General features: G+C 46.8%; 19 protein-coding genes and 1 riboswitch. Of the genes, 9 read left to right on the top strand and 10 right to left on the bottom strand.

All coding sequences use genetic code 11. The features are described 5' to 3' along the window. Window positions 1-254: 254 nt before the first annotated feature. The 3 genes from MHB46_RS16075 (at window position 255) to metE (ending at window position 5,556) form a co-directional block, all read left to right on the top strand. Complete coding sequence (locus MHB46_RS16075; protein ID WP_341162840.1) at window positions 255-2,204, top strand: anaerobic ribonucleoside triphosphate reductase; 1,950 nt, start codon at window positions 255-257, stop codon at window positions 2,202-2,204. Beyond that, window positions 2,201-2,698, top strand: a complete 498-nt coding sequence (nrdG, locus tag MHB46_RS16070; RefSeq protein WP_322155045.1) for an anaerobic ribonucleoside-triphosphate reductase activating protein — start codon at window positions 2,201-2,203, stop codon at window positions 2,696-2,698. The genes MHB46_RS16075 and nrdG overlap by 4 nt, the downstream gene beginning before the upstream one ends. Window positions 2,699-2,881: 183 nt before the next feature. Further along, a riboswitch (cobalamin riboswitch) is annotated at window positions 2,882-3,077 on the top strand. Window positions 3,078-3,237: 160 nt separating this feature from the next. Continuing rightward, a complete protein-coding gene (gene metE / locus MHB46_RS16065) occupies window positions 3,238-5,556 on the top strand; it encodes a 5-methyltetrahydropteroyltriglutamate--homocysteine S-methyltransferase (protein ID WP_341162839.1) in 2,319 nt (772 codons plus the stop codon). An 88-nt stretch (window positions 5,557-5,644) separates the two neighbouring features. On the opposite strand, the gene MHB46_RS16060 is transcribed toward metE, so the two are convergent. After that, complete coding sequence (locus tag MHB46_RS16060; protein ID WP_341162838.1) at window positions 5,645-6,178, bottom strand: DUF6985 domain-containing protein; 534 nt, start codon at window positions 6,176-6,178, stop codon at window positions 5,645-5,647. Window positions 6,179-6,560: 382 nt separating this feature from the next. On the opposite strand from MHB46_RS16060, the gene MHB46_RS16055 reads away from it, so the two are divergent. The 5 genes from MHB46_RS16055 to MHB46_RS16035 all read left to right on the top strand — a co-directional run bounded on the left by MHB46_RS16055 (window position 6,561) and on the right by MHB46_RS16035 (window position 9,753). Continuing rightward, window positions 6,561-6,890 (top strand): PadR family transcriptional regulator, encoded by a 330-nt coding sequence (locus MHB46_RS16055; RefSeq protein WP_061830478.1) that lies wholly within the window; start codon window positions 6,561-6,563, stop codon window positions 6,888-6,890. Continuing rightward, window positions 6,883-7,434, top strand: a complete 552-nt coding sequence (locus MHB46_RS16050; RefSeq protein WP_341162837.1) for a DUF1700 domain-containing protein — start codon at window positions 6,883-6,885, stop codon at window positions 7,432-7,434. The genes MHB46_RS16055 and MHB46_RS16050 overlap by 8 nt, the downstream gene beginning before the upstream one ends. Before the next feature lie 4 nt (window positions 7,435-7,438). Then, window positions 7,439-8,290 (top strand): DUF4097 family beta strand repeat-containing protein, encoded by an 852-nt coding sequence (locus tag MHB46_RS16045; RefSeq protein WP_341162836.1) that lies wholly within the window; start codon window positions 7,439-7,441, stop codon window positions 8,288-8,290. A gap of 120 nt (window positions 8,291-8,410) precedes the next feature. Beyond that, entirely contained in the window at window positions 8,411-9,130 is a 720-nt protein-coding gene (locus tag MHB46_RS16040; protein WP_076264523.1) for a 3-ketoacyl-ACP reductase, read from the top strand. 185 nt (window positions 9,131-9,315) lie between these two features. Then, entirely contained in the window at window positions 9,316-9,753 is a 438-nt protein-coding gene (locus MHB46_RS16035; RefSeq protein WP_341163759.1) for an AbrB/MazE/SpoVT family DNA-binding domain-containing protein, read from the top strand. A gap of 69 nt (window positions 9,754-9,822) precedes the next feature. Here MHB46_RS16035 and MHB46_RS16030 read toward each other — a convergent pair whose 3' ends face one another. Then, on the bottom strand, window positions 9,823-10,281 hold the full coding sequence (locus MHB46_RS16030; RefSeq protein ID WP_341162835.1) for a hypothetical protein: 459 nt from the start codon (window positions 10,279-10,281) through the stop codon (window positions 9,823-9,825). A 120-nt stretch (window positions 10,282-10,401) separates the two neighbouring features. On the opposite strand from MHB46_RS16030, the gene MHB46_RS16025 reads away from it, so the two are divergent. Continuing rightward, entirely contained in the window at window positions 10,402-10,563 is a 162-nt protein-coding gene (locus MHB46_RS16025; RefSeq protein ID WP_341162834.1) for a hypothetical protein, read from the top strand. Window positions 10,564-10,588: 25 nt separating this feature from the next. On the opposite strand, the gene MHB46_RS16020 is transcribed toward MHB46_RS16025, so the two are convergent. The 8 genes from MHB46_RS16020 to MHB46_RS15985 all read right to left on the bottom strand — a co-directional run bounded on the left by MHB46_RS16020 (window position 10,589) and on the right by MHB46_RS15985 (window position 19,277). Next, window positions 10,589-11,755 (bottom strand): nitric oxide synthase oxygenase, encoded by a 1,167-nt coding sequence (locus MHB46_RS16020; protein WP_341162833.1) that lies wholly within the window; start codon window positions 11,753-11,755, stop codon window positions 10,589-10,591. Window positions 11,756-11,905: 150 nt separating this feature from the next. After that, window positions 11,906-12,382: a Dps family protein gene (locus tag MHB46_RS16015; protein ID WP_023990827.1), complete on the bottom strand. Its 477-nt coding sequence runs from the start codon at window positions 12,380-12,382 to the stop codon at window positions 11,906-11,908. A 417-nt stretch (window positions 12,383-12,799) separates the two neighbouring features. After that, window positions 12,800-14,527 carry an adenine deaminase C-terminal domain-containing protein gene (locus MHB46_RS16010; protein WP_165177914.1) on the bottom strand — a complete coding sequence of 576 codons (1,728 nt, stop codon included), beginning with the start codon at window positions 14,525-14,527 and terminating at the stop codon, window positions 12,800-12,802. Between the two features lie 28 nt (window positions 14,528-14,555). Further along, window positions 14,556-15,614: an ABC transporter ATP-binding protein gene (locus MHB46_RS16005; RefSeq protein ID WP_341162832.1), complete on the bottom strand. Its 1,059-nt coding sequence runs from the start codon at window positions 15,612-15,614 to the stop codon at window positions 14,556-14,558. Window positions 15,615-15,630: 16 nt separating this feature from the next. Further along, on the bottom strand, window positions 15,631-16,419 hold the full coding sequence (locus MHB46_RS16000; protein ID WP_013312456.1) for an ABC transporter permease: 789 nt from the start codon (window positions 16,417-16,419) through the stop codon (window positions 15,631-15,633). Between the two features lie 6 nt (window positions 16,420-16,425). Beyond that, window positions 16,426-17,247: an ABC transporter permease gene (locus tag MHB46_RS15995; protein ID WP_013312457.1), complete on the bottom strand. Its 822-nt coding sequence runs from the start codon at window positions 17,245-17,247 to the stop codon at window positions 16,426-16,428. 27 nt (window positions 17,248-17,274) lie between these two features. Continuing rightward, window positions 17,275-18,204 carry a nucleoside hydrolase gene (locus tag MHB46_RS15990; protein ID WP_250260185.1) on the bottom strand — a complete coding sequence of 310 codons (930 nt, stop codon included), beginning with the start codon at window positions 18,202-18,204 and terminating at the stop codon, window positions 17,275-17,277. Beyond that, window positions 18,204-19,277, bottom strand: coding sequence for an ABC transporter substrate-binding protein (locus MHB46_RS15985; protein WP_341162831.1), 1,074 nt, complete (start codon window positions 19,275-19,277; stop codon window positions 18,204-18,206). The genes MHB46_RS15990 and MHB46_RS15985 overlap by 1 nt, the downstream gene beginning before the upstream one ends. Window positions 19,278-19,287: the final 10 nt, after the last annotated feature.

The raw sequence follows: 19,287 nt of genomic DNA, 5'->3' as shown, positions 1-19,287 counted from the left end.
TACTCGCAAGCCTATCATTTTCATCGCAACTACGATGGCCAGATATAGAGTAAGGTGCATATCCGCGGATGTGTCCCTTACTCTGTATCTGGCTTTTTTATGCTGCCCGCTCCTACCAATGTGACAATAGTCACATACTCTCAATGTATACGTATATACAATATATAGATCGAAACAATTGGTTAACACAAGATATCATCAATATGTTGTTTTTGTGAAAAATATATATATTTTACTATATGGAGGGTTTTACGATGAAGGTGCTGGAGGAACATCAATTATACGACATCGGCGAGCGGGTCATTGGGGCACAAGATCTGGACATGCTGCGGGAGAATGCAAATTTGAATGGAGAATCGTTCAGCGGCAAAATGAGCAAGCTTGGGTCCGAGTATGCCAAATGGTATGCGCGCCTGCGGGTACTTCCGCCTGAACTGACGAACGCGATTGACCACGGGTATGTATATGTTCACGATTTGGACCAATATGCACTCGGAACTACAAATTGTATCTTTATCCCTTTTGGTCGTTTACTGCGAGACGGCTTCAATACAGGCAACGGCTCTGTGCGCACACCGCAAACGATTATGTCTGCTATGGCACTAGTCGCCATCATATTCCAGTCTCAGCAAAACAGCCAATTCGGAGGTGTCTCTGCCAATAAAATCGATTGGGACCTTGCCCCATACGTTGCCCGGTCCTTCCGCAAGCATCTGCGCAAGGGACTGCGGTTGTTCGAGGAAAAGATAGAATCCAGTCTGTCTGACGACGAACTACATATGGCCAATCCCCATTTGCAAGAAGTCTGCCCTCGTTCCTACGCATTCGCACGCGAAGAAACGGAAACGGAAACCCGGCAGGCTGCTGAATCGCTCATTCATAACCTGAACACCATGAGCAGTCGGGCGGGGGGACAGATTCCATTCACTTCACTGAATTACGGAATGTGCACGTCTGCTGAGGGACGGCTTGTTACTCAATCGCTGCTAGAGGCCACTATTCGCGGCTTGGGCAGCGGGGAAACTCCTATTTTTCCACAACATATTTTCCAATGTAAAGAGGGAATCAACCAGGCAGAAGGCGACATCAATTATGATTTGTTCTTACGGGCGGTAGAATGCTCTAGCAGACGGATGTATCCCAATTTTGTGAATGTGGATGCTACCTTTAACTTGCCTTTTTACCGTGCTGATGATCCAGATACCATTATAGCGACAATGGGTTGCCGTACCCGCACCATTTCTGACCGTTTCGGTAGAAACCGGCAGAGTGGCAAGGGGAATCTCTCCTTCAATACCATTAATCTGGTGCGACTTGGCATTGAGTATGGTATTTGCACAGGCAAACGCCTAACACCTGACCGTGATCGCTTTGATGCGAGACTAGAAGAAGTTATGCGCATTGCGGTAGATGGCCTAATCCATCGCTATCAAATCCAGACCAACCAGCCGGCCAAAGCTTCGGACTTTATGATGCGCGAAGGGGTATGGGAAGGTGGAGAACAACTGGCGCCAGATGATAAGGTGGGAAGCGTACTAAAACACGGTACGCTTTCGATCGGGTTCATCGGGCTGGCTGAGTGCATGAAGGCACTATACGGGAAACACCACGGAGAGGATGATTTCGTATACCGCGAGGCACAGCGAATCATCACTTCCATGCGCGTGTATTGCGATCGAATGAGTGAATATCACAATCTAAATATTACATTATTTGCTACGCCTGCCGAAGGTCTGTCGGGCAAGTTCACATTGCTGGATCAACGTGATTTCGGGATTATTCCTGAGGTAAATGATCGAGAATATTACACGAATTCTTTTCATATTCCCGTGTATTACACGCTCCCGGCTGCTCGTAAAATCAGCTTGGAAGCTCCGTTCCATAACCTATGCAACGCTGGTGCGATTTCATACATCGAGCTGGACGGTAATGCGCGGAATAACCCGGATGCGTTTCTTAAAATTGTTCAGTACGCGCTGCATCAGAACATCGGCTATTTCTCCATCAACCATCCGGTGGATCGTTGTACGGAATGTGGTTATGAAGGGATTATCGGGACAAGCTGCCCCCAATGTGGCACAGATGAGGAGCACACACACTTTCAGCGCTTACGTCGGGTAACCGGATATCTGACAGGAGATTATACCGTTCGCTTTAATGCTGCAAAACAGGCAGAAGTTCGAGACCGGGTGAAACATAAGTGAATTTGTGTGGCTACATTCCGGAATCTCTGAACGAAGGATACGGCTTGCGCACCGTTGTGTTCATTAGCGGTTGCCGTCATGCCTGTCCTGGATGCTTTAATCCAGCGTCGTGGAGCTTCCGTGCAGGCGAGCCATTCACCCCCCAACGACAACAGGAGGTCATTCGTGACATCATGGAAAATCCGTTGTTGGATGGACTGACTCTCTGCGGGGGAGACCCGTTTTTCTCAGCAGCAGAATGCTCGCAATTTGTGCGTGACTTCCGCGAGGCCTGTCCCGACCGAACCGTGTGGGCTTACACTGGCTTTGTCTATGAAGATCTACTCACAGATCAGGAGCGACAGGAACTGGCGCTTTTGTGCGATGTGATTGTGGATGGTCGTTTTGTAGAACAGCAAAAGGACCTGACCCTTCCCTTCCGGGGCAGTCGCAACCAGCGTCTGGTAGATGTAAAAGCCAGCATTCAGGCAGGTTATACCGTTTCATTGACATAAGGCGATGCTTACCCAGCAAGCAAAATGCTATATCTAATCTAAGACAAGCCCCCATCATGGGTAAGGCTTGTCTTTTTTTCATATAGCTAACAGATTCCATTGGAGTTTCTATTGCGCATCCTGTAAGTTTCACTTATGATGGTGAACAAGTATACGAGTGCATAATTATTCGTCATACCTTAACCGCATAGCTTGGAGATAGGTGTCTGTTCTATTCAGATCAGGCTTAAAAGGGAAGCCGGTGCAAATCCGGCACGGTCCCGCCACTGTAAACGGGGAACTTTCAGCTGTTCATATATCCACTGGTCCACAGACTGGGAAGGAATGCTGAGCGTCATGATCCGTAAGTCAGGAGACCTGCCTATTTTAACAACATCGCAAGTACCTACGGAAGATAGGGAGGTGTTAAGAGCAGTCGCCGTATTTTTGATTTTTTAATCACGGAGGCATTCTTTCCCCTACTTATTTTTAATCTTGGGGGGAAGAATGCCTTTTTTGGTACGTAAAAATAAAACAGCTACCCGCTAGGAGGAAAGTACATGTCCATTATCGAACGGCCTGAATTGTCCGGCTTAATTAGCAGTAATCTGGGATATCCGCGTATCGGCGAAAATCGGGAATGGAAGAAAGCACTGGAACGCTTCTGGAACGGCAGCATTAACGAAAGCGAACTGCAGACGGAGATGAAAAGATTACGGTTGGAGCATCTGAGCAAGCAGCGCGACAAGGGGATTGATCGCATTCCTGTCGGAGACTTCTCCTATTACGATCACATGCTGGATATATCTGTGATGTTCGGTCTGGTTCCCGAACGGTTCAACTATCGTCCCGCGGGTCCGGTTCCTCTGTCCGTGTATTTCGGGATCGCTCGCGGTCAGAAGGGAGCAACCGCCAGTGAAATGACCAAATGGATGAATACCAATTATCACTACATCGTTCCCGAATTGGCAAATGCAGTCCCGGTATTCACTGAAAATAAACCCTTACAGGCTTATCGTGAAGCAAAACAGGAACTAGGCATTGATGGGAAACCGGTCCTCATCGGCCCCTATTCATTCGTCACCCTTTCCAAAGGCTATGATCGTAAGGAGCTTGCCTCTATTATAAGAACCTTCCTGCCTTTATACACCCGTGTCCTGTCTGAACTAGCAGCAGAAGGTGTTCAGTGGGTCCAAATCGATGAACCTGTCCTGACCACCTCATTCCCAGTAGAGGATCTGGACATTATTCAGGAAGTCTATGAAGCTTTGACCCAAGCTGCGCCCTCCTTAAATATAATGCTGCAAACCTACTTTGGCAGCCTAGATCATTATGAGCGTCTGTCCGCACTTCCGGTACAGGGGCTGGGTCTTGATTTTGTGTATGATGATGGCGAAAATCTTCAGCATATATTGCAGCATGGCTTCCCTAAAGGAAAAACGCTGGGCGCTGGTGTCATTGACGGACGCAATATATGGCGCAGCGACCTGAACGCTGTAGCAGCTCTGCTGGGTCAGTTAGCAGAACAGACCACTGCCGAGCAGCTTATCGTACAGCCATCATGCAGTCTGCTACATGTGCCAGTCAGCCTGGAGGCAGAGCACAAGCTGGACAAGGAGCTGGTGCAAGCGCTGGCCTTTGCTGATGAAAAGCTAGAGGAAATCGCCATTCTGACGGCTGCACTTGGCAAACACGATCCATCCGCACTCACCAAGCTTGGACAAAGTGCAGATGCGGTAGCCCGTTTCAACAGTTCAGCGGCACGTGTACAGACAACTGCCGATCTGGCCGACCTGTTGGCCAAAGAGCCTCTATCACGCAGCGTTCCTTTCGCCGAGCGTCGTGAGATTCAGCAAAATAAGCTGAAGTTGCCTCCACTGCCTACGACGACCATTGGTAGCTTCCCGCAAACCGCCGAGATCCGCAAGGCCCGCCTGCACTATCGCAAAGGAGAATGGTCTGCCGAGCAATACCGAACGTTCATCCAACAGCAAATTAAGGAATGGATTGATATTCAGGAGGACATTGGCATTGACGTGCTTGTACATGGGGAATTTGAGCGGACCGACATGGTTGAATTTTTTGGCGAAAAGCTGAACGGCTTTGCTTTTACGCAAAACGGATGGGTGCAGTCCTACGGCTCCCGCTGTGTCAAACCGCCGATTATATACGGAGACGTTTCCTTCGATCAGCCCATGACCGTGGAAGAAACGGCATTCGCCCAATCGTTAACCTCCAAGCCTGTTAAGGGAATGCTTACAGGTCCTGTGACCATTTTGAACTGGTCTTTCGAACGTAATGATATTCCTCGTAGTCAAGTTGCTTTGCAATTGGCTCTGGCATTACGGGCAGAGGTAGAGGCACTGGAACAAGCGGGCATACGCATGATTCAAGTCGATGAGCCTGCAATTCGTGAAGGGCTTCCGCTGAAAAAAGAACAGCAGCAAGCCTATCTGGATTGGGCGGTTCAAGCCTTCCTTGTGACCACGGCCACCGTTGAGCCAGCGACCCAAATCCATACGCATATGTGCTATTCCGAATTTCAGCATATGATTCAGTCCATCTCCGATATGGATGCCGACGTTATATCTATTGAAACCTCGCGAAGCCACGGAGAACTGATTGTCAGCTTTGAAGAGCAGGTATACGACAAAGGCATCGGTCTGGGCGTGTACGATATCCACAGCCCGCGCATCCCCGATGTATCTGAAATGCTAAGCATGATCCAGCGTGCCCTGCGCGTACTGCCATCAGATTTGTTCTGGGTTAATCCGGACTGTGGTCTGAAAACCCGCACCAAGGAGGAATCTGTCGCCGCCTTGCGGCAAATGGTACAAGCGGCTCAAGCAGCCCGGGCTGCATTGGCTGTATCCAATTAATTTTTTTTATCGTATCCAATCGCGCCATCATTTTCGCTTATCGTATTCCCCTTTCCGGCCCTTATTGCTAAAAGCCAGGAAGGGGGATTTATTCTAGATCATATAATGTATATACGCCTTGAATATGCTCCATTTTCATCTGCTTCATATGTACGCCTAAGCCATGTTCCCGATCCCAGGAGCAACTAAAATTCAAATACAGTTCATCCTTTGCCGATGAGTCGGAAATCAGTATAGACATAAGCTGTATTCGATCCAACAATTGTTCCGGCCGCTCCACATAAGGCGCATATTCATCTGGGTCCTCTCCCCATGTACTGTAAGCATTACGGTACTTTTCCACTATGCCAGCATAATGATGGTGTATGGACTCCAATACTTGAGGATGAATAGCTGACGAATATTCCATATACTGCTCCCATGTCTTTTTTTGCAACTGTGTAGGTTCTTCTATAGTCTGTGCCTGTTCTTCGGAGTCGGCTCCCACGATAAATTCGACTTCTACTTCCGAGGGCTGCCCGCAAAAATTAACATTTACTACACCACGCAGAACAATCTCCTCAGATACATCCCAAGACTCATCATCCTGTTCCAGTTCCATATACCAGTGTTTCCAGTCCATCCTTTTACCCACCTCTTCATAAAAAGTAATCTTTAACCCTATTGAATACTTTACAATCTATCATTTTAATGAATGAAATTAAAGTAGCATCCTATTTGAGCTTACAGCCATATTTCGAGGAATTTCCAAATAAAAATACTTTTTTCTACAACATTCGCTATTCAATAAAGCCTTCAAGAAAGAAAATCTGCCCATTTCGGCACAAATATTTTATTATTAAAAATTTAGTACCTTGCATTAATCAGTACATGATGTTAAATTATACCTGACTACTGTTCTATAATTAGTACCCGTGATAAATTATGCACAAACACACGTTTCTTCCCCTTATTCCGAACGACACCTATGATCATTGATAACATCCAGGAAGGGAGCACCGCTCGTGAATGTGAACATCCAATTCAAAAAAGGGGTACTGGAACTGTGCGTTCTAGTTCTAATTGGACGCAGAGACCGTTATGGCTACGAGTTGGCTCAAGCCGTCTCCCGTCATATTGAAGTAGCTGAGGGAGCCCTATATCCACTGCTTCGCCGTCTGGTATCAGAAGGATACTGCACAACGTATTTACAGGAATCGACCGAGGGGCCTCCCCGCAAATATTATCGGCTGACTGATACTGGAAGCCATTATACAAAAATACTTACGCGGGAATGGAATGATTTTGTCCATCATGTCGCAAGCCTACTGGAGGAAGGAAATTCCGATGAATAGAAAACAGTTTCTTACAGAGGTGGAGCAGCGTCTTTCTCCTCTCCCTGCAGAGGTACGCAATGAGCTGCTTAGTGATTTGAGCCAGCATTTTGACTACGGGTTGGTCAATGGAAAAAGCGAAAGTGAGATTGCCCATGAGCTGGGTAACCCAGAGGATATTGCCCGAGAAGCGTTGGATGATCCCAATGCAGCCTGGAACGCTTCTCCTCCGCCTCGCCAGGGAAGCTTCGCACGCAATCTTTTTACTTTCTTAGGGCTGCTGTTTCTCAACTTGCTGATCTCCATCCCGATTATCGCTACCCTATGGGTAGTATGGGTTTCATTGACCGTGGTAGCGGTCAGCTTCATTGCAGCCCCCCTTCTCGCCGTTACTGATTATGCGCTAAACAGCACCTTTTACCCGGCCAAATTCTTTTTCTCTATCACGTTGACGGGTATAGGTCTATTGCTGCTGCCTGGAGTACGTTATCTCTTACTCCTTATGGTCAAAGGCACAGTACGATACTGGAAATGGAATCAGACTACCCTGAGGGGAGCTTACTAACAACATGAATAAAAAGTGGTTTATTGCAGCAGGTCTGTGCATTGTGATCGGTGCAGCCGGAATGGTGGCTTACGGTGCCCCATGGAGTCAACAAGTCATGAAGGAAACAACTGCAATTAATAAAAAATGGACGTTCACACGTGGTCAGCTACAGAAGCTGAAAGTGGACAGTTCTGATGATGTCTCTATTTTGTTTACTCCTGGCTCTGGCGACCAAGGTACGATACGCATTAGTGGAGAAGTTCAGACAAAGGTAGCCGACCAAATTCATAATGCCCGAATTGAGAACGGTAAGCTTACGATTCAATCGGAGCCGGCCGCTTCCTTGTCATTCCTTTCGATCACCCCTGATGTGGATCAAACGATTACCGTAGAGATGCCCTCCGGCGAAACACTAACTGACCTACAGGTAGATGCACATTCAGGGAATGTAAAACTTCAAGATGCCTCCGTGCAGAATACTTCCATCACTGCTACTTCAGGCACTGCCGAGATTACAAACCTCCAAAGTACCCACCTGATCGCAAATTTAACATCCGGCAATTTTACAGCCAGTCAGCTTGCATCAGATATGGAGTTGAAGCTTACTTCAGGCGATGTTACCATTCGCGATTATAGCGGTAATGGCCTTATTTCCCTAACCTCAGGGGAGACAAATATTACGCAACGTGCCGTAGCCAACTTGGAAGTGAATGCTGATTCTGGTGACGTGAAGATTAAACAAGCTCCCGATTTTAAAGGTGTTTATAATGTCCACTCTGACTCTGGGAGTATAGATACTCCCGAATCTGTTCCCGGTAGTGTGAACGTGATAAAGGTAGAAACCACCTCAGGGGATATTAATATTTCCAAATAGGAGACCTCTAGATGAATACCTCATCAGAGGCGAAGTTTGGTTCAATGAGTTTAACCTTGTATAATGTAACCATGTGCTCACATGCACAACCACGTTATGGAGTGAAAAGGAGGAGACTGGATGGAACTTAAGAATAAAACAGCCATTATTACAGGAGCCAGCAAAGGAATCGGTAAAGCAATTGCCGAAACTTTAGCCAAGGAAGGCGTTAACCTGGGATTAATCTCACGAACATTGACTGACCTGCAAAAGCTGCAGGATTCGCTGGGGAGTACATACGGTGTGAAAGTGGTGAGTGCTGTTGCAGATATATCGGATCGTGCACAGGCCGCTGCCGCTGTAGCTTCACTGGAACACGAATTGGGCGCTGTCGATATTTTGATCAATAATGCAGGCATTGCTACCTTTGGCACAGTCGCAGATATGGACCCCGAAGAGTGGGAACGTATTATTCGCGTAAACCTGATGGGAACCTATTATGTTACACATGCTGCTCTTCCAAGCATGCTGGCACAAAAGAGCGGAAACATTATTAATATCTCCTCGACGGCAGGAGAACGAGGTTTTGCAACAGGCTCGGCATATTGCGCATCCAAATTTGCTTTGATGGGCTTCACGGAAGCACTGATGCAGGAAGTTCGCAAATCCAATATTCGCGTCACCGCGCTGACTCCAAGCACTGTCAATACAGAACTGGCAGCAAACGCAGGATTGCCTATTGGTGATGAGGATCGCATGCTTCAACCACAGGATTTGGCCGATCTGACATTAGCCGCATTGAAACTGCCTCCACGGGTTCAATTAAAAGTAGCCGGTATTTGGACAACCAACCCACAGTAATTCGACATGACATCTTAGATTCATTGGCTGCACAATGCTCCGGCAGACGTAATTGTTCGTCATGCCGGAGCTTTTTTTCAGCATAGCTATACCAAAACAAACTGTAATATAAGCGCTTTGTACTTCCAGCATATATACATACAATTCCTACAACTATAAGCGCATTTCAGGAAAGGGGAAAAATGATGAAGAACACAGGAATGACACGGCCATTAGACCATTTGGGCCGCATTGTGCTGCCCAAGGAGCTGCGCAATTCTATGAATATTAATATTGGAGATGCCCTCGATTTTTTTATTACCCCAGAGGGACTGATGATTCGCAAGTATACGGGGGTTTCTTGCTATTTTTGTGGTGCCGTAGATCATTTGAGCTATTTTAGGGATCATCTGATATGTAAAAGTTGTATTGAAAATCTGAAGAGCGATAATCCTTCCAGTCATTTGAATGAATCCCGTCCTGCCCAGCCCAAGAAAAGAAGGAGTTACAGAAATCAGAATGATCTCCTGAATAAACTAAAACAGCTCATGCAGGAGCATCCTAATGTATCTCAAAAAGAATTAGCCGAAATGCTCGAACTATCCCAGGGACGCGTGTCGCAGCTTAAAAAGCTACTTCTTTAAATCATCCGACCCGATCTCGTCTGTTCTAATCAACAAAAAAAGAGCCTGACGGCTCTTGGATCATCATCGTTACGCAATGTCGGACTGCTCTATAACCGGGACCCGATAGGCCAGCAAGGACTCGTCTATTACGGCAGAAATAAACGTTGCTTCTATTTCAGGCACCAGTCTAAGCGCATAATTCCATGCGTTTTCTTCAATTTGCAGCGCAAGTCGTTGCCGGGTCCCTATCCCGTTCTCTTGCTCCAACGCATCGGAGAGGTCCACTAATTCCGTATCGGCGGCGTGCCCGATCTCATGTGCAAGCACAACCGTAAAATACTCCTCAACTCGATCAACGCTGCCGAACATCTGTACACACTGTGTTTCGATAACGTCCGTATACATGGTAATGGCGTGAGCATTTATAGCATATTTGCCCCCAATCAGCCTTCCACCAGGAAAACGTTTCTCCAGCTTGACTGTCACACCTATAGCAGCCCGTTCCAACAGCTCAGCGACAATGCGCTCTGCCTGATTTCTTTCCAACTTAGCTTCGCTCCTCAAACCAGGATATATAAAGTTATATTTACTTTAAACTTATGAAATCATGGATGTGTTCATACCATATACAGTAGGATATTATACCTTTTTACAAAGGAGAATACCATGTCAGAAGATTATTATATAGGTTGGGGAACGCTTGCCCTGATTAATGCCGGCTTGGCACAATCCAAAAATCGGAGCGCGCTAAATTGGTTTCTGCTCTCCCTATTAATAGGGCCACTGGCTACCCTTTTTATCGTTGCATGGGATAAGCTGGAGTCCTAATCCAGCCATTAGGTCATTCCCATCGTTAACCGGAATGAAAAGGGCAGCCTTGGCGCTTCTGCGGAAGCACTGTGTCTGTTGCTGTACTAGTAGCCTGTCTCGACGTATACGGCTTGTCTTGAACTCCAAAATTCGGCTTCACAAGCCGATTATCATAGGAGCTATGAAAAATATGCGTTGTCGCCGGGGATAGCGGGGGGATCAGCCATGTCCAATTGCCTGTCAGCGCGCGCCCAGCCTTGGCTTCTCGTTCCTCAAACAGCTTGAATTGTGCCGCTGCGGTATGGTGGTCGACAATGCTGACTCCCGCTTTTTTAAAAGAATGCAGCACAGCAATATTCAATTCCACCAGCGCCCGATCACGCCAAAGCGTTGTTTCACTCGTCGTATCGAGTCCCATCAGCTTAGCAACCTGTGGCAACATATTATAGCGGAAGGTATCCGCAAAATTACGGGCGCCGATTTCTGTTCCCATATACCAGCCGTTAAAGGGAGCCGCTGTATAGATGATACCGCCAATCTCCAGCGTCATGTCCGAAATCATAGGCACGGCATACCATCGTAGTCCAAGGGAGGCTATACTTGAGAGTTCTGGATGCTCAATGGGCACCTCCATTACCAAATGTTTGGGAATATCAAAGAGCTGGGGAGGCTGCCCACCGGCTTCCACAACCAGTGGCAAAATATCAAAAGGAGTCATCGCCCCTTGCCAGCCCATGTCTTTACAAGCATTGGTAAAATCCACCGAGATCGGGTCCCCGATGATCCCTTGATCGGTTTCATATCCAGCGTAACGAATGAGTTGATGGTTCCAGATGCGGATATTCGGCTGCCCCGGCTTGGAGGCACGAAATACAGTAAGCGTTGGCTTAATTTTACCGCCATTCGTTCCTATGCGTATATGCTCCAGTAGCTCGCTGACCACCTCCGTCGCATCTGATGCGCCCCGCGCATCCCTGACCAAAAGCTTGTCCCAAAATAAGCGCCCGATGCAACGATTGCTATTGCGCCAAGCCATGAGCGCTCCGTGTTCCAGCTCTTCGTAAGTATGATCATACGTTCCCGTAGCCTCTATGTCGTAACGAATATTAAGAAGCCGGGCTTCCGCTTCATCGCGGCTTCGGCCCAGCTCCTCATAACATGTATATATAAACTGCTCCGCTTCATGCAAAAGCTGTTGTTTTACTTCCATAACATACACCCCATCCCGGCAGCTCCATGACTTTAGAGCCCGTGGTCTTCCACGCCTTCTCGTCATTATACTCCAGTGGCAGACTGGAACCAACGGGATGTGTATCTTGTTCACCTGATCTCCATATACATGGAAATATACACCAATTAATTATCCCAAATACGCACTCAGCATCCAGATATGTTTATCCATTGCTTCTCTCAAGCCGTTAAGAAGATCCTCTGTCGCTTTATCCTGTGCTGCTTCCGCTGCTTCCATCCCATTAGCCAGTTCAACAGTGATGGTTTTAAAATCAGCAACAACGGACTTCACCATATCGTCAGCTGTCTGCTCACCTGCGGACTCCTGAATAGCTGAAAGTTGCAAATGCTCCTTCAAGGTCGCAGCCGGACGGCCACCAATAGCTAACAAACGTTCAGCAATCGTATCTAAATTAGCTGTTGCTTCATTGTAAAGCTCTTCAAATTTAGCATGCAGTGTGAAGAATTTAGGTCCTTTCACATACCAGTGGAAATAATGCAGTTTCGTATACAATACAGACCAGGTAGCTACCTGACGATTCAATGCCTTGTGCAATTCTTGAATAGCCTCTTGTGTAGGTGCGTTCGTATGATTTAATGTACTCATGTTAAAATCCCCTCTCGTTTTCATTCAAAATATAGTTGGTTTAAAGCTTGGATACTCGTTAACAGTAGTGTCTGATTTTCTTCAAAATCCCATGCGTGAATCCAATAAATATTTATTAATTAATTTAGACTTAATCTAAATCCTGTTTTAATTATAACACTATGTCGATGTTTTTCAAGTCTTAATTCGGTTTAAATCATGAAGATTACGTGAATTGATTGTAAATCGAACTCTATATGCAATAGGATATCCAGAATCAAGACTTATTTATCTTTTATACATAGGTTACATCAATAGAAGTGTAGAAGATGTTAATTTTGTCTGTTAAAGCTTCTATATTGAAGACAAAATCCATAACCTACTTCATACCTAACCACGACAAAAAAAGAGCCGACCCGTAAGAGGGTCGGCTCTTTTTTATTCTTGCATCTCTGAAGGTTCCACGATTAAGGATACAACCTTGCCTGCATTTACATCAATCAGGCCGTGATCGGTAATTTTCAAGGCCGGGCTGACCGGCAAAGAATGCGTACTCAGCGACATGATTGGATTGTAATGGCGGTAGCCCAGCGACAGCAAGGCTGAACGAAGCTCCTTCACATGGGCCGCAACCATTTCCAGCGGTCCTTCTGTTAAAATCCCGCCTACGGTTAACGGCAAATGGGACAGCACCTTGCCATTTTCAACTACGCAAAAGCCACCTTGGCTGGATAAAACCGTATTCGCAGCCAGTATCATATCTTGCTTGTTATGCCCTACGACCAGCAAGTTATGGTTATCGTGCGAATAGGTGGTTGCCACTGCCCCACGTTTAATCGTATCTCCCCCGATCAAACCGTAAGCACGGTTGCCATTCTTTCCATACCGTTCAAACGTAGCGATGAGTCCATGTTCACCATGTTCCCATACCAGTTCACCCTGCTCCACATGTGCAGGTGCAATCCGTTCGCTCGTAAAAGTTGAGCCATCCTTGACCATCATAATACGACATTGATGTGTGCCATCAGCTACATCCATCTTTACCGTAAAATCCTGCTCCGTAAGCGGATCAAGCTTCACACTTTGATAAAAATGGGCGGGGAAGCGGCTTTTTATCGGTGCTTGATGGTATTCCTCGAACTTATCGAACACCTTGAGTCCGTCCTTATAGACTTGCTCCACATCAAATTGACCAAGATCGGACAACAGTACAAAGTCAGCTATTTTTCCCGGTGCAATTGTTCCGCGGTCATGCATTCGCATCCGTGCAGCAGGAGTAAACGTAGCTGCATAAATGGCATCCTCAGGCTTCATGCCCATTCCGATTGCTTTACTTACAATATGGTTCAGATGCCCTCGCTCTACGAAAGAGTCTGGCATCACATCATCCGTTACGAAGCAAAAATGCTGTGCCACATCTTCCTGAATAAGATAGTCCATCACTTCAGGGGTCATGGATTTTTCCTGGATTTCAATAAACATCCCGGCAGCCATCCGCGCCTTCATACCTTCAATACTCTGGTGAGTATGGTCCGAGCCTATTCCCGCATAGATCAACTGATGCAGATCCAGATCAAGCAGCTGCGGCGTATGGCCTTCAATGATTAGCTCCGGGTAGTGCTCACGAACATGGCGTAAGATGCGATTCGTCTTGCTCTCCGGATCACGAATGACATCCACATAGTTCATAATTTCACCCAGGCAGATCATTTCGCCGGTTTGCAGTAGCGCATCAATCTCGGGAATACCAATCTCGCCCCCTGAGGTTTCGAGCGGCGTTGCCGGGACAGAGCTTGGAATGCCGTAGAACATATCAGCCACGCAATCTTTGCTGGCTTCCATCATTTCCTGAATGCCTTCCAATCCGAAAACATTCGCCATTTCGTGCGGTTCCGGTACAATCGTCGTTACCCCATTGCGAATCAGCCCATAGGAAAAGGTTGCCGGTGTCACCATGGTACTTTCGATATGCAAATGAATGTCGATCAGGCCGGGAATCATATATTTCCCATGCCCTTCGACAATTTCAGCCACCTCGAAAGACTCCAGACCACGCTGACCGATATACATAAACTTGCCATTAAGTATAGCTACATTACCTTCTTCGAACGTCTTGTAGTAACTGTTATACACCTTAACTTGTAAAATCATTTTGTCTGCACGCATGATGTATCTCCTTCATCGAACCCGCTGATTATTGGACCAGCACCATTTTATCTGCCGGAAAATGCAGGGTAACCCGCTGACCACTCAGGTAAGGCGTATCCATTTCCTGATTAGCCGTAAAGTTGCCTTTCGCCGTTTCTACCACGTACTGATAGCTACGCCCCAGGTAAGTACTTACTTTAATAATACCGGGAAGCTCATTTTCCCCTGTCTCGTTGCCTTCTGTTCGAATGACCAAATCATCCGGGCGAATAGCGCCCTGACGAGCACCCGGTTGGTTAGTACCCTGATTACGCGCTACGCCGAATGAAAGATCGCCTGTATTCAGTCGAATACGATCCCCTTCTTCAGTACGCTCGTCAAAACTTAGAAAATTATTAAACCCAATAAAACGGGCGACAAATTCGGTCGTCGGATATTTAAAAATGGTCGATGGAGCATCTAATTGTTCGATGTTCCCCTTATTCATAATCGCAACCTGGTCAGAAATCGAAAAACATTCCTCCTGATCATGCGATACATACACAGTAGTGATGCCCAGTTCCTGTTGAATACGGCGGATTTCCACACGCATATTTACACGCAGGTTAGCATCCAAGTTACTCAGAGGTTCATCAAACAACAGCAGATCGGGTTCAATCACAAGCGCTCGCGCAATCGCAACACGTTGACGCTGTCCGCCTGACAATTCACCGGGGAAACGTTTTTCAAATCCCCCCAGGCTAACCGTATCCAGCATGGCCATAACGCGGCGTTTCACATCATCTTCCTTTACCTTACGTAACCGCAGACCAAAGGCAACATTATCAAAAACGGACAAATGCGGGAAGAGTGCATAACTTTGGAATACAAAGCCGAAGTTCCGTTTATTCACCGGAACCCGAGTATAATCCTTATCGCCAAACAAAAATGTTCCTTGTTTAGCTTCGAGAAATCCTGCAATGAGACGAAGTGTGGTCGTTTTGCCACAACCACTCGGTCCCAGCAACGAGAGCAATTGCCCCCGCTCGAGCTGCAAATCGAAATCCTGCAAGATCAGTTGGTTGTCATAAGCGACCGATACGCGATCCAGAGTAAGCAGTGCCATAAGGTTGAAGCCTCCATTACCTTTTAGTGAAGTAAGACAATCCCATCAGTCGTTCAATCAAGAACATCAGGATACCGGTTAAAATCATCAGCATAACCGAAATCGCTGCAATCGTCGGGTCAAAATAATTTTCGACGTAAGTCAGCATTTGAATGGGCAGGGTGCTGAAGCCCGGTCCTGTCATGAAGACGGAGATGTCGACATTGTTGAATGATTCCAGAAAGGCAATCAGGATAGCCGCAATAATACCTGAGCGGATGTTGGGCAGAACTACCTTGAAAAAGGTTTCCAGCCGTCCAGCCCCTAAACTAAGCGCTGCTTCCTCAATCGCAAAATCAAAGTTAGACAAACTGGATGCAATGACTCTAATAATGAACGGCAACATAATCACCGTATGTCCGATCAATAGTCCAGCATATACTGGTAAATGGTAAACAATGATCAAATAGCGCAGCAGTGTAAAACCAAGAACGATACCCGGTATAAGCAACGGGGAAAGGAACAAAGCATTCAGCGCATCCTTCCCGCGAAACGAAAAGCGACTAAGTGCATAGGCGGCAGGCATACCGATCAGCAGTGCCAAGATGTTGCCTAGCAGAGAGACGACAATGGACGTTTTGAACGTGGACATAAACAAATCCACTTCAAAAATATTTTCATACCAGCGCAAAGAAAAGCCCTGCGGAGGAAATTTTAATACCGTGCCCGGCTCGAAAGAAGTGACCGATATGATCAACAGCGGACCGAGCAGAAAGATGAAGACCAGCAGGCTAAAGAAGCCTAGTCCGTAATGTTTCTCCCGCATATCCACCTACCCCTTCGGATTGAGTTTATGGGCCGCCTTATTTAAGAGACCGACCACGATAAATGTAATAACAATCATAATTGTTGCAATAACAGAAGCTAAAAACCAGTCGTTTAGCGTCATCGCGTTTTGATACAAAAATGTAGCGATAACCCGCTGTTTTCCTCCAAGTAGTGCTGGTGTCGTATATGCAGTCAGGCTGCCTACGAAAACGAGAATGCTTCCAATGATCAGGCCCGGCACAGACAGCGGAAATACGATTTTACGAAATGCGCTGAATCTGGAAGCCCCGAGGCTCTGAGCAGCATGAACAAGATCACCGTCGATATTTTCGAGCACACCAATCAGTGAAATAATCATCAGCGGTAAAAACAAATGAACCAGACCAATAATCATCGCTGCTGGGGTGTACAAAATATTCAGCGGCTCATCTACAAGTCCTAAACCGATGAGCACGTTATTTAGCAGCCCCTTGCGACCCAGAATGACCATCCAGCTGAATGACCGCACCACCGGACTCGTCAATAAGGGAAAGATAGCCAGCGCAAGCAAAATCCCTTTACGACGCGGGGCCTTTTGCGAAATATAATAAGCCGTCGGGAAGCCGAGTAATACGCACACGAGTGTCGTTACGACACTGACTTCCAGCGTAGTCAGCAATATTTTCAGAAAATAAGGGTCCTTGAAGAAATGGAGATAGCCTTCTAGGGTGAATGAGCTGTTCTGTACGAAGGTCGAACCGATCGTCAACACAATCGGAATGACCATGAACACCGCCAGAAAGAGCAGACCTGGCAGCAGCAGCCAATACAAGTATGTTTTCTTCATGGGTAGCTCCTTGCGGTTATCAAAATGTTATTCCTTATTCAGCACCTGGATAAACAGCTCCAGAAAAGCTTCGCTGTCCACCTGTTCGCACACATTCATATTGGGGCTATGATTGAGGCGGTTCTGCACATCGCCCACCGTTTGTCCGTCACATATACGACTGGAGGTTTCCACGTCGACATACAACGATGAGGTATCTACTAACCTCGAATTCAATGCGACACCTACGGCAAGCGGGTCATGAAGCGCACAGGCTTTTACCCCGTTGCGTTCTTCATAACGCTTGGTATAAACAGCCGTACTTTCAGCTACATAATTACGAATTGCAGGATGGGACAGACGAGCAATATGATCGGCAGTCAGCAGAGCCTTCCGTGTTACATCCAGTCCCACCTGTATCAACCGACCAAATCCTGCATGAAATACGATCCGTGCGGCTTCAGGGTCAGCATACATGTTGTACTCCGCTACAGGTGTAATATTGCCGCACCCGTGAATAACACCGCCCATAAAAATGACCTCATCGACGTGATCCGTCAGTTCGGGACACTTCAGCAGCGCCAGTGCCAAATTGGTGAGCGGCCCGGTGCAAATGAGCGTCACTTCCCCCCGGTGAGCCATCACGGTATCAATGATGATATCCGGCGCAAAACCTTCGGATGCAGACATCGCTGGGATTACTCCACTCAATGCACCTCCAATGCCGTCTTCTCCATGGACACGGTGCTCGTGCAGACCTTTACGTATTAAGGGAGCCTCCGCCCCCCGATAAACCGGAATATCCGGTCTATCCAAAAGGTCGAGGATTTTGCATGTGTTCAATGTTGCTTGTTTAAGTGAGACATTACCGCATACTGTAGTAATCGCTTGGATATCCAACTGACCACTTTTGGCGGCCAGTAAAATACCCAACGCATCATCAATGCCCGTATCTACATCTAATATGACCTTTTTCATTATTGTGCTACTTCCCGGTTCCAGCGATCTGTCCATGCCTTGATATGATCGTTAACGAACTTCATATCCAGCTTGGTCAACTTGTTCACTACATCTGTACCGTACGTAATTCCTTCTGTATCCGCACCGGACAGTACCACCTGCGTGTTCACCGGAGAATCAACCTTCGCCTTGGCGGATTTTTCTTGAACTTCCTTGCTCAGCTGCCAGTTGATAAATTCCTCAGCCAGCTCCTTCTGGTCGGAGCCCTTCACTACATTAATCGTGTTCATGACTGCGTAAGCACCTTCACTAGGAGCTACAAATTTCGCTCCTGGCACAGCCGCCTGCAAATCTTTGAAGTACATTTCCATGATCGGACCGCCCGCAATTTCTTGTTGACTAAACATGTTCACGAACTCGGACGTTTTGCTATAAAACTTAACGATATTCGGACTCAGCTCTTTCAGTTTTCCGAAGGCTTGGTCTTCATTAAACTCCTTACTCCCCGCTACCTTGGAGGCTGCATCTACCATCATCGGTCCAGCAGTCGCCGTAATATTCGGCAGAGTCACGTTTCCTTTGAATTCAGGGCCCCACAGGTCGGCCCAGGAGGTCACATCTTTTTTCACCAGTTCCGGATTATAGGCAATACCAAGGCGTCCAACTGTATAAGCAGGACCATATTCCTCACCCAGCGGTGCTTTGGCAATATCATAAATTTGGTTCAAGTTTGGCACTTTACTGCGATCCAACTTCTCGAATAGCCCCTGTTGAATTCCCTGTTGGGCATAATAATCAGACAGATAAATCAGATCGACGTCTGTGCTGCCTTGACTGATTTTGTTCAACCGTTCAGCGTTATTTCCAATTTCGACCACGATATCAACGTTATGTTCTTTTTCAAAAGGCTCGTACACTTCTTTGTTAAAAAAGTCCTCGGAAAAGCCCCATGTGGAAATAACTAGTTTCTTTTTTCCATCAGCTGAACCATCTTTTCCATCTGTCTGACCGCCAGTAGCATTGCTGCCGCAACCTGCCAGTACCACGGATGCCAAGGTCACAGCCATAAAACCTTTAAACCATTTTTTCATATGAAACTCC

Origin of the sequence: Paenibacillus sp. FSL H7-0703 (assembly GCF_038003485.1) — a bacterium.
In the GTDB taxonomy this organism is placed as follows: Bacteria; Bacillota; Bacilli; order Paenibacillales; family Paenibacillaceae; genus Paenibacillus; species Paenibacillus polymyxa_B.
This window is presented reverse-complemented; position numbering and strand designations above follow the sequence as displayed.

Bases quoted from the DNA above. Each gene is read 5' to 3' on its own strand.
- MHB46_RS16075 (WP_341162840.1), top strand. From the start codon at position 255: ATGAAGGTGCTGGAGGAACATCAATTATACGACATCGGCGAGCGGGTC.
- metE (WP_341162839.1), top strand. From the start codon at position 3,238: ATGTCCATTATCGAACGGCCTGAATTGTCCGGCTTAATTAGCAGTAAT.
- MHB46_RS15995 (WP_013312457.1), bottom strand. From the start codon at position 17,247: ATGAAGAAAACATACTTGTATTGGCTGCTGCTGCCAGGTCTGCTCTTT.
- MHB46_RS15985 (WP_341162831.1), bottom strand. From the start codon at position 19,277: ATGAAAAAATGGTTTAAAGGTTTTATGGCTGTGACCTTGGCATCCGTG.
- MHB46_RS16020 (WP_341162833.1), bottom strand. From the start codon at position 11,755: ATGGAAGTAAAACAACAGCTTTTGCATGAAGCGGAGCAGTTTATATAT.
- MHB46_RS16010 (WP_165177914.1), bottom strand. From the start codon at position 14,527: ATGCGTGCAGACAAAATGATTTTACAAGTTAAGGTGTATAACAGTTAC.
- MHB46_RS16060 (WP_341162838.1), bottom strand. From the start codon at position 6,178: ATGGACTGGAAACACTGGTATATGGAACTGGAACAGGATGATGAGTCT.
- MHB46_RS16045 (WP_341162836.1), top strand. From the start codon at position 7,439: ATGAATAAAAAGTGGTTTATTGCAGCAGGTCTGTGCATTGTGATCGGT.
- MHB46_RS15990 (WP_250260185.1), bottom strand. From the start codon at position 18,204: ATGAAAAAGGTCATATTAGATGTAGATACGGGCATTGATGATGCGTTG.
- MHB46_RS16035 (WP_341163759.1), top strand. From the start codon at position 9,316: ATGAAGAACACAGGAATGACACGGCCATTAGACCATTTGGGCCGCATT.
- MHB46_RS16005 (WP_341162832.1), bottom strand. From the start codon at position 15,614: ATGGCACTGCTTACTCTGGATCGCGTATCGGTCGCTTATGACAACCAA.
- MHB46_RS16000 (WP_013312456.1), bottom strand. From the start codon at position 16,419: ATGCGGGAGAAACATTACGGACTAGGCTTCTTTAGCCTGCTGGTCTTC.
- MHB46_RS16025 (WP_341162834.1), top strand. From the start codon at position 10,402: ATGTCAGAAGATTATTATATAGGTTGGGGAACGCTTGCCCTGATTAAT.
- MHB46_RS16040 (WP_076264523.1), top strand. From the start codon at position 8,411: ATGGAACTTAAGAATAAAACAGCCATTATTACAGGAGCCAGCAAAGGA.
- MHB46_RS16050 (WP_341162837.1), top strand. From the start codon at position 6,883: ATGAATAGAAAACAGTTTCTTACAGAGGTGGAGCAGCGTCTTTCTCCT.
- MHB46_RS16015 (WP_023990827.1), bottom strand. From the start codon at position 12,382: ATGAGTACATTAAATCATACGAACGCACCTACACAAGAGGCTATTCAA.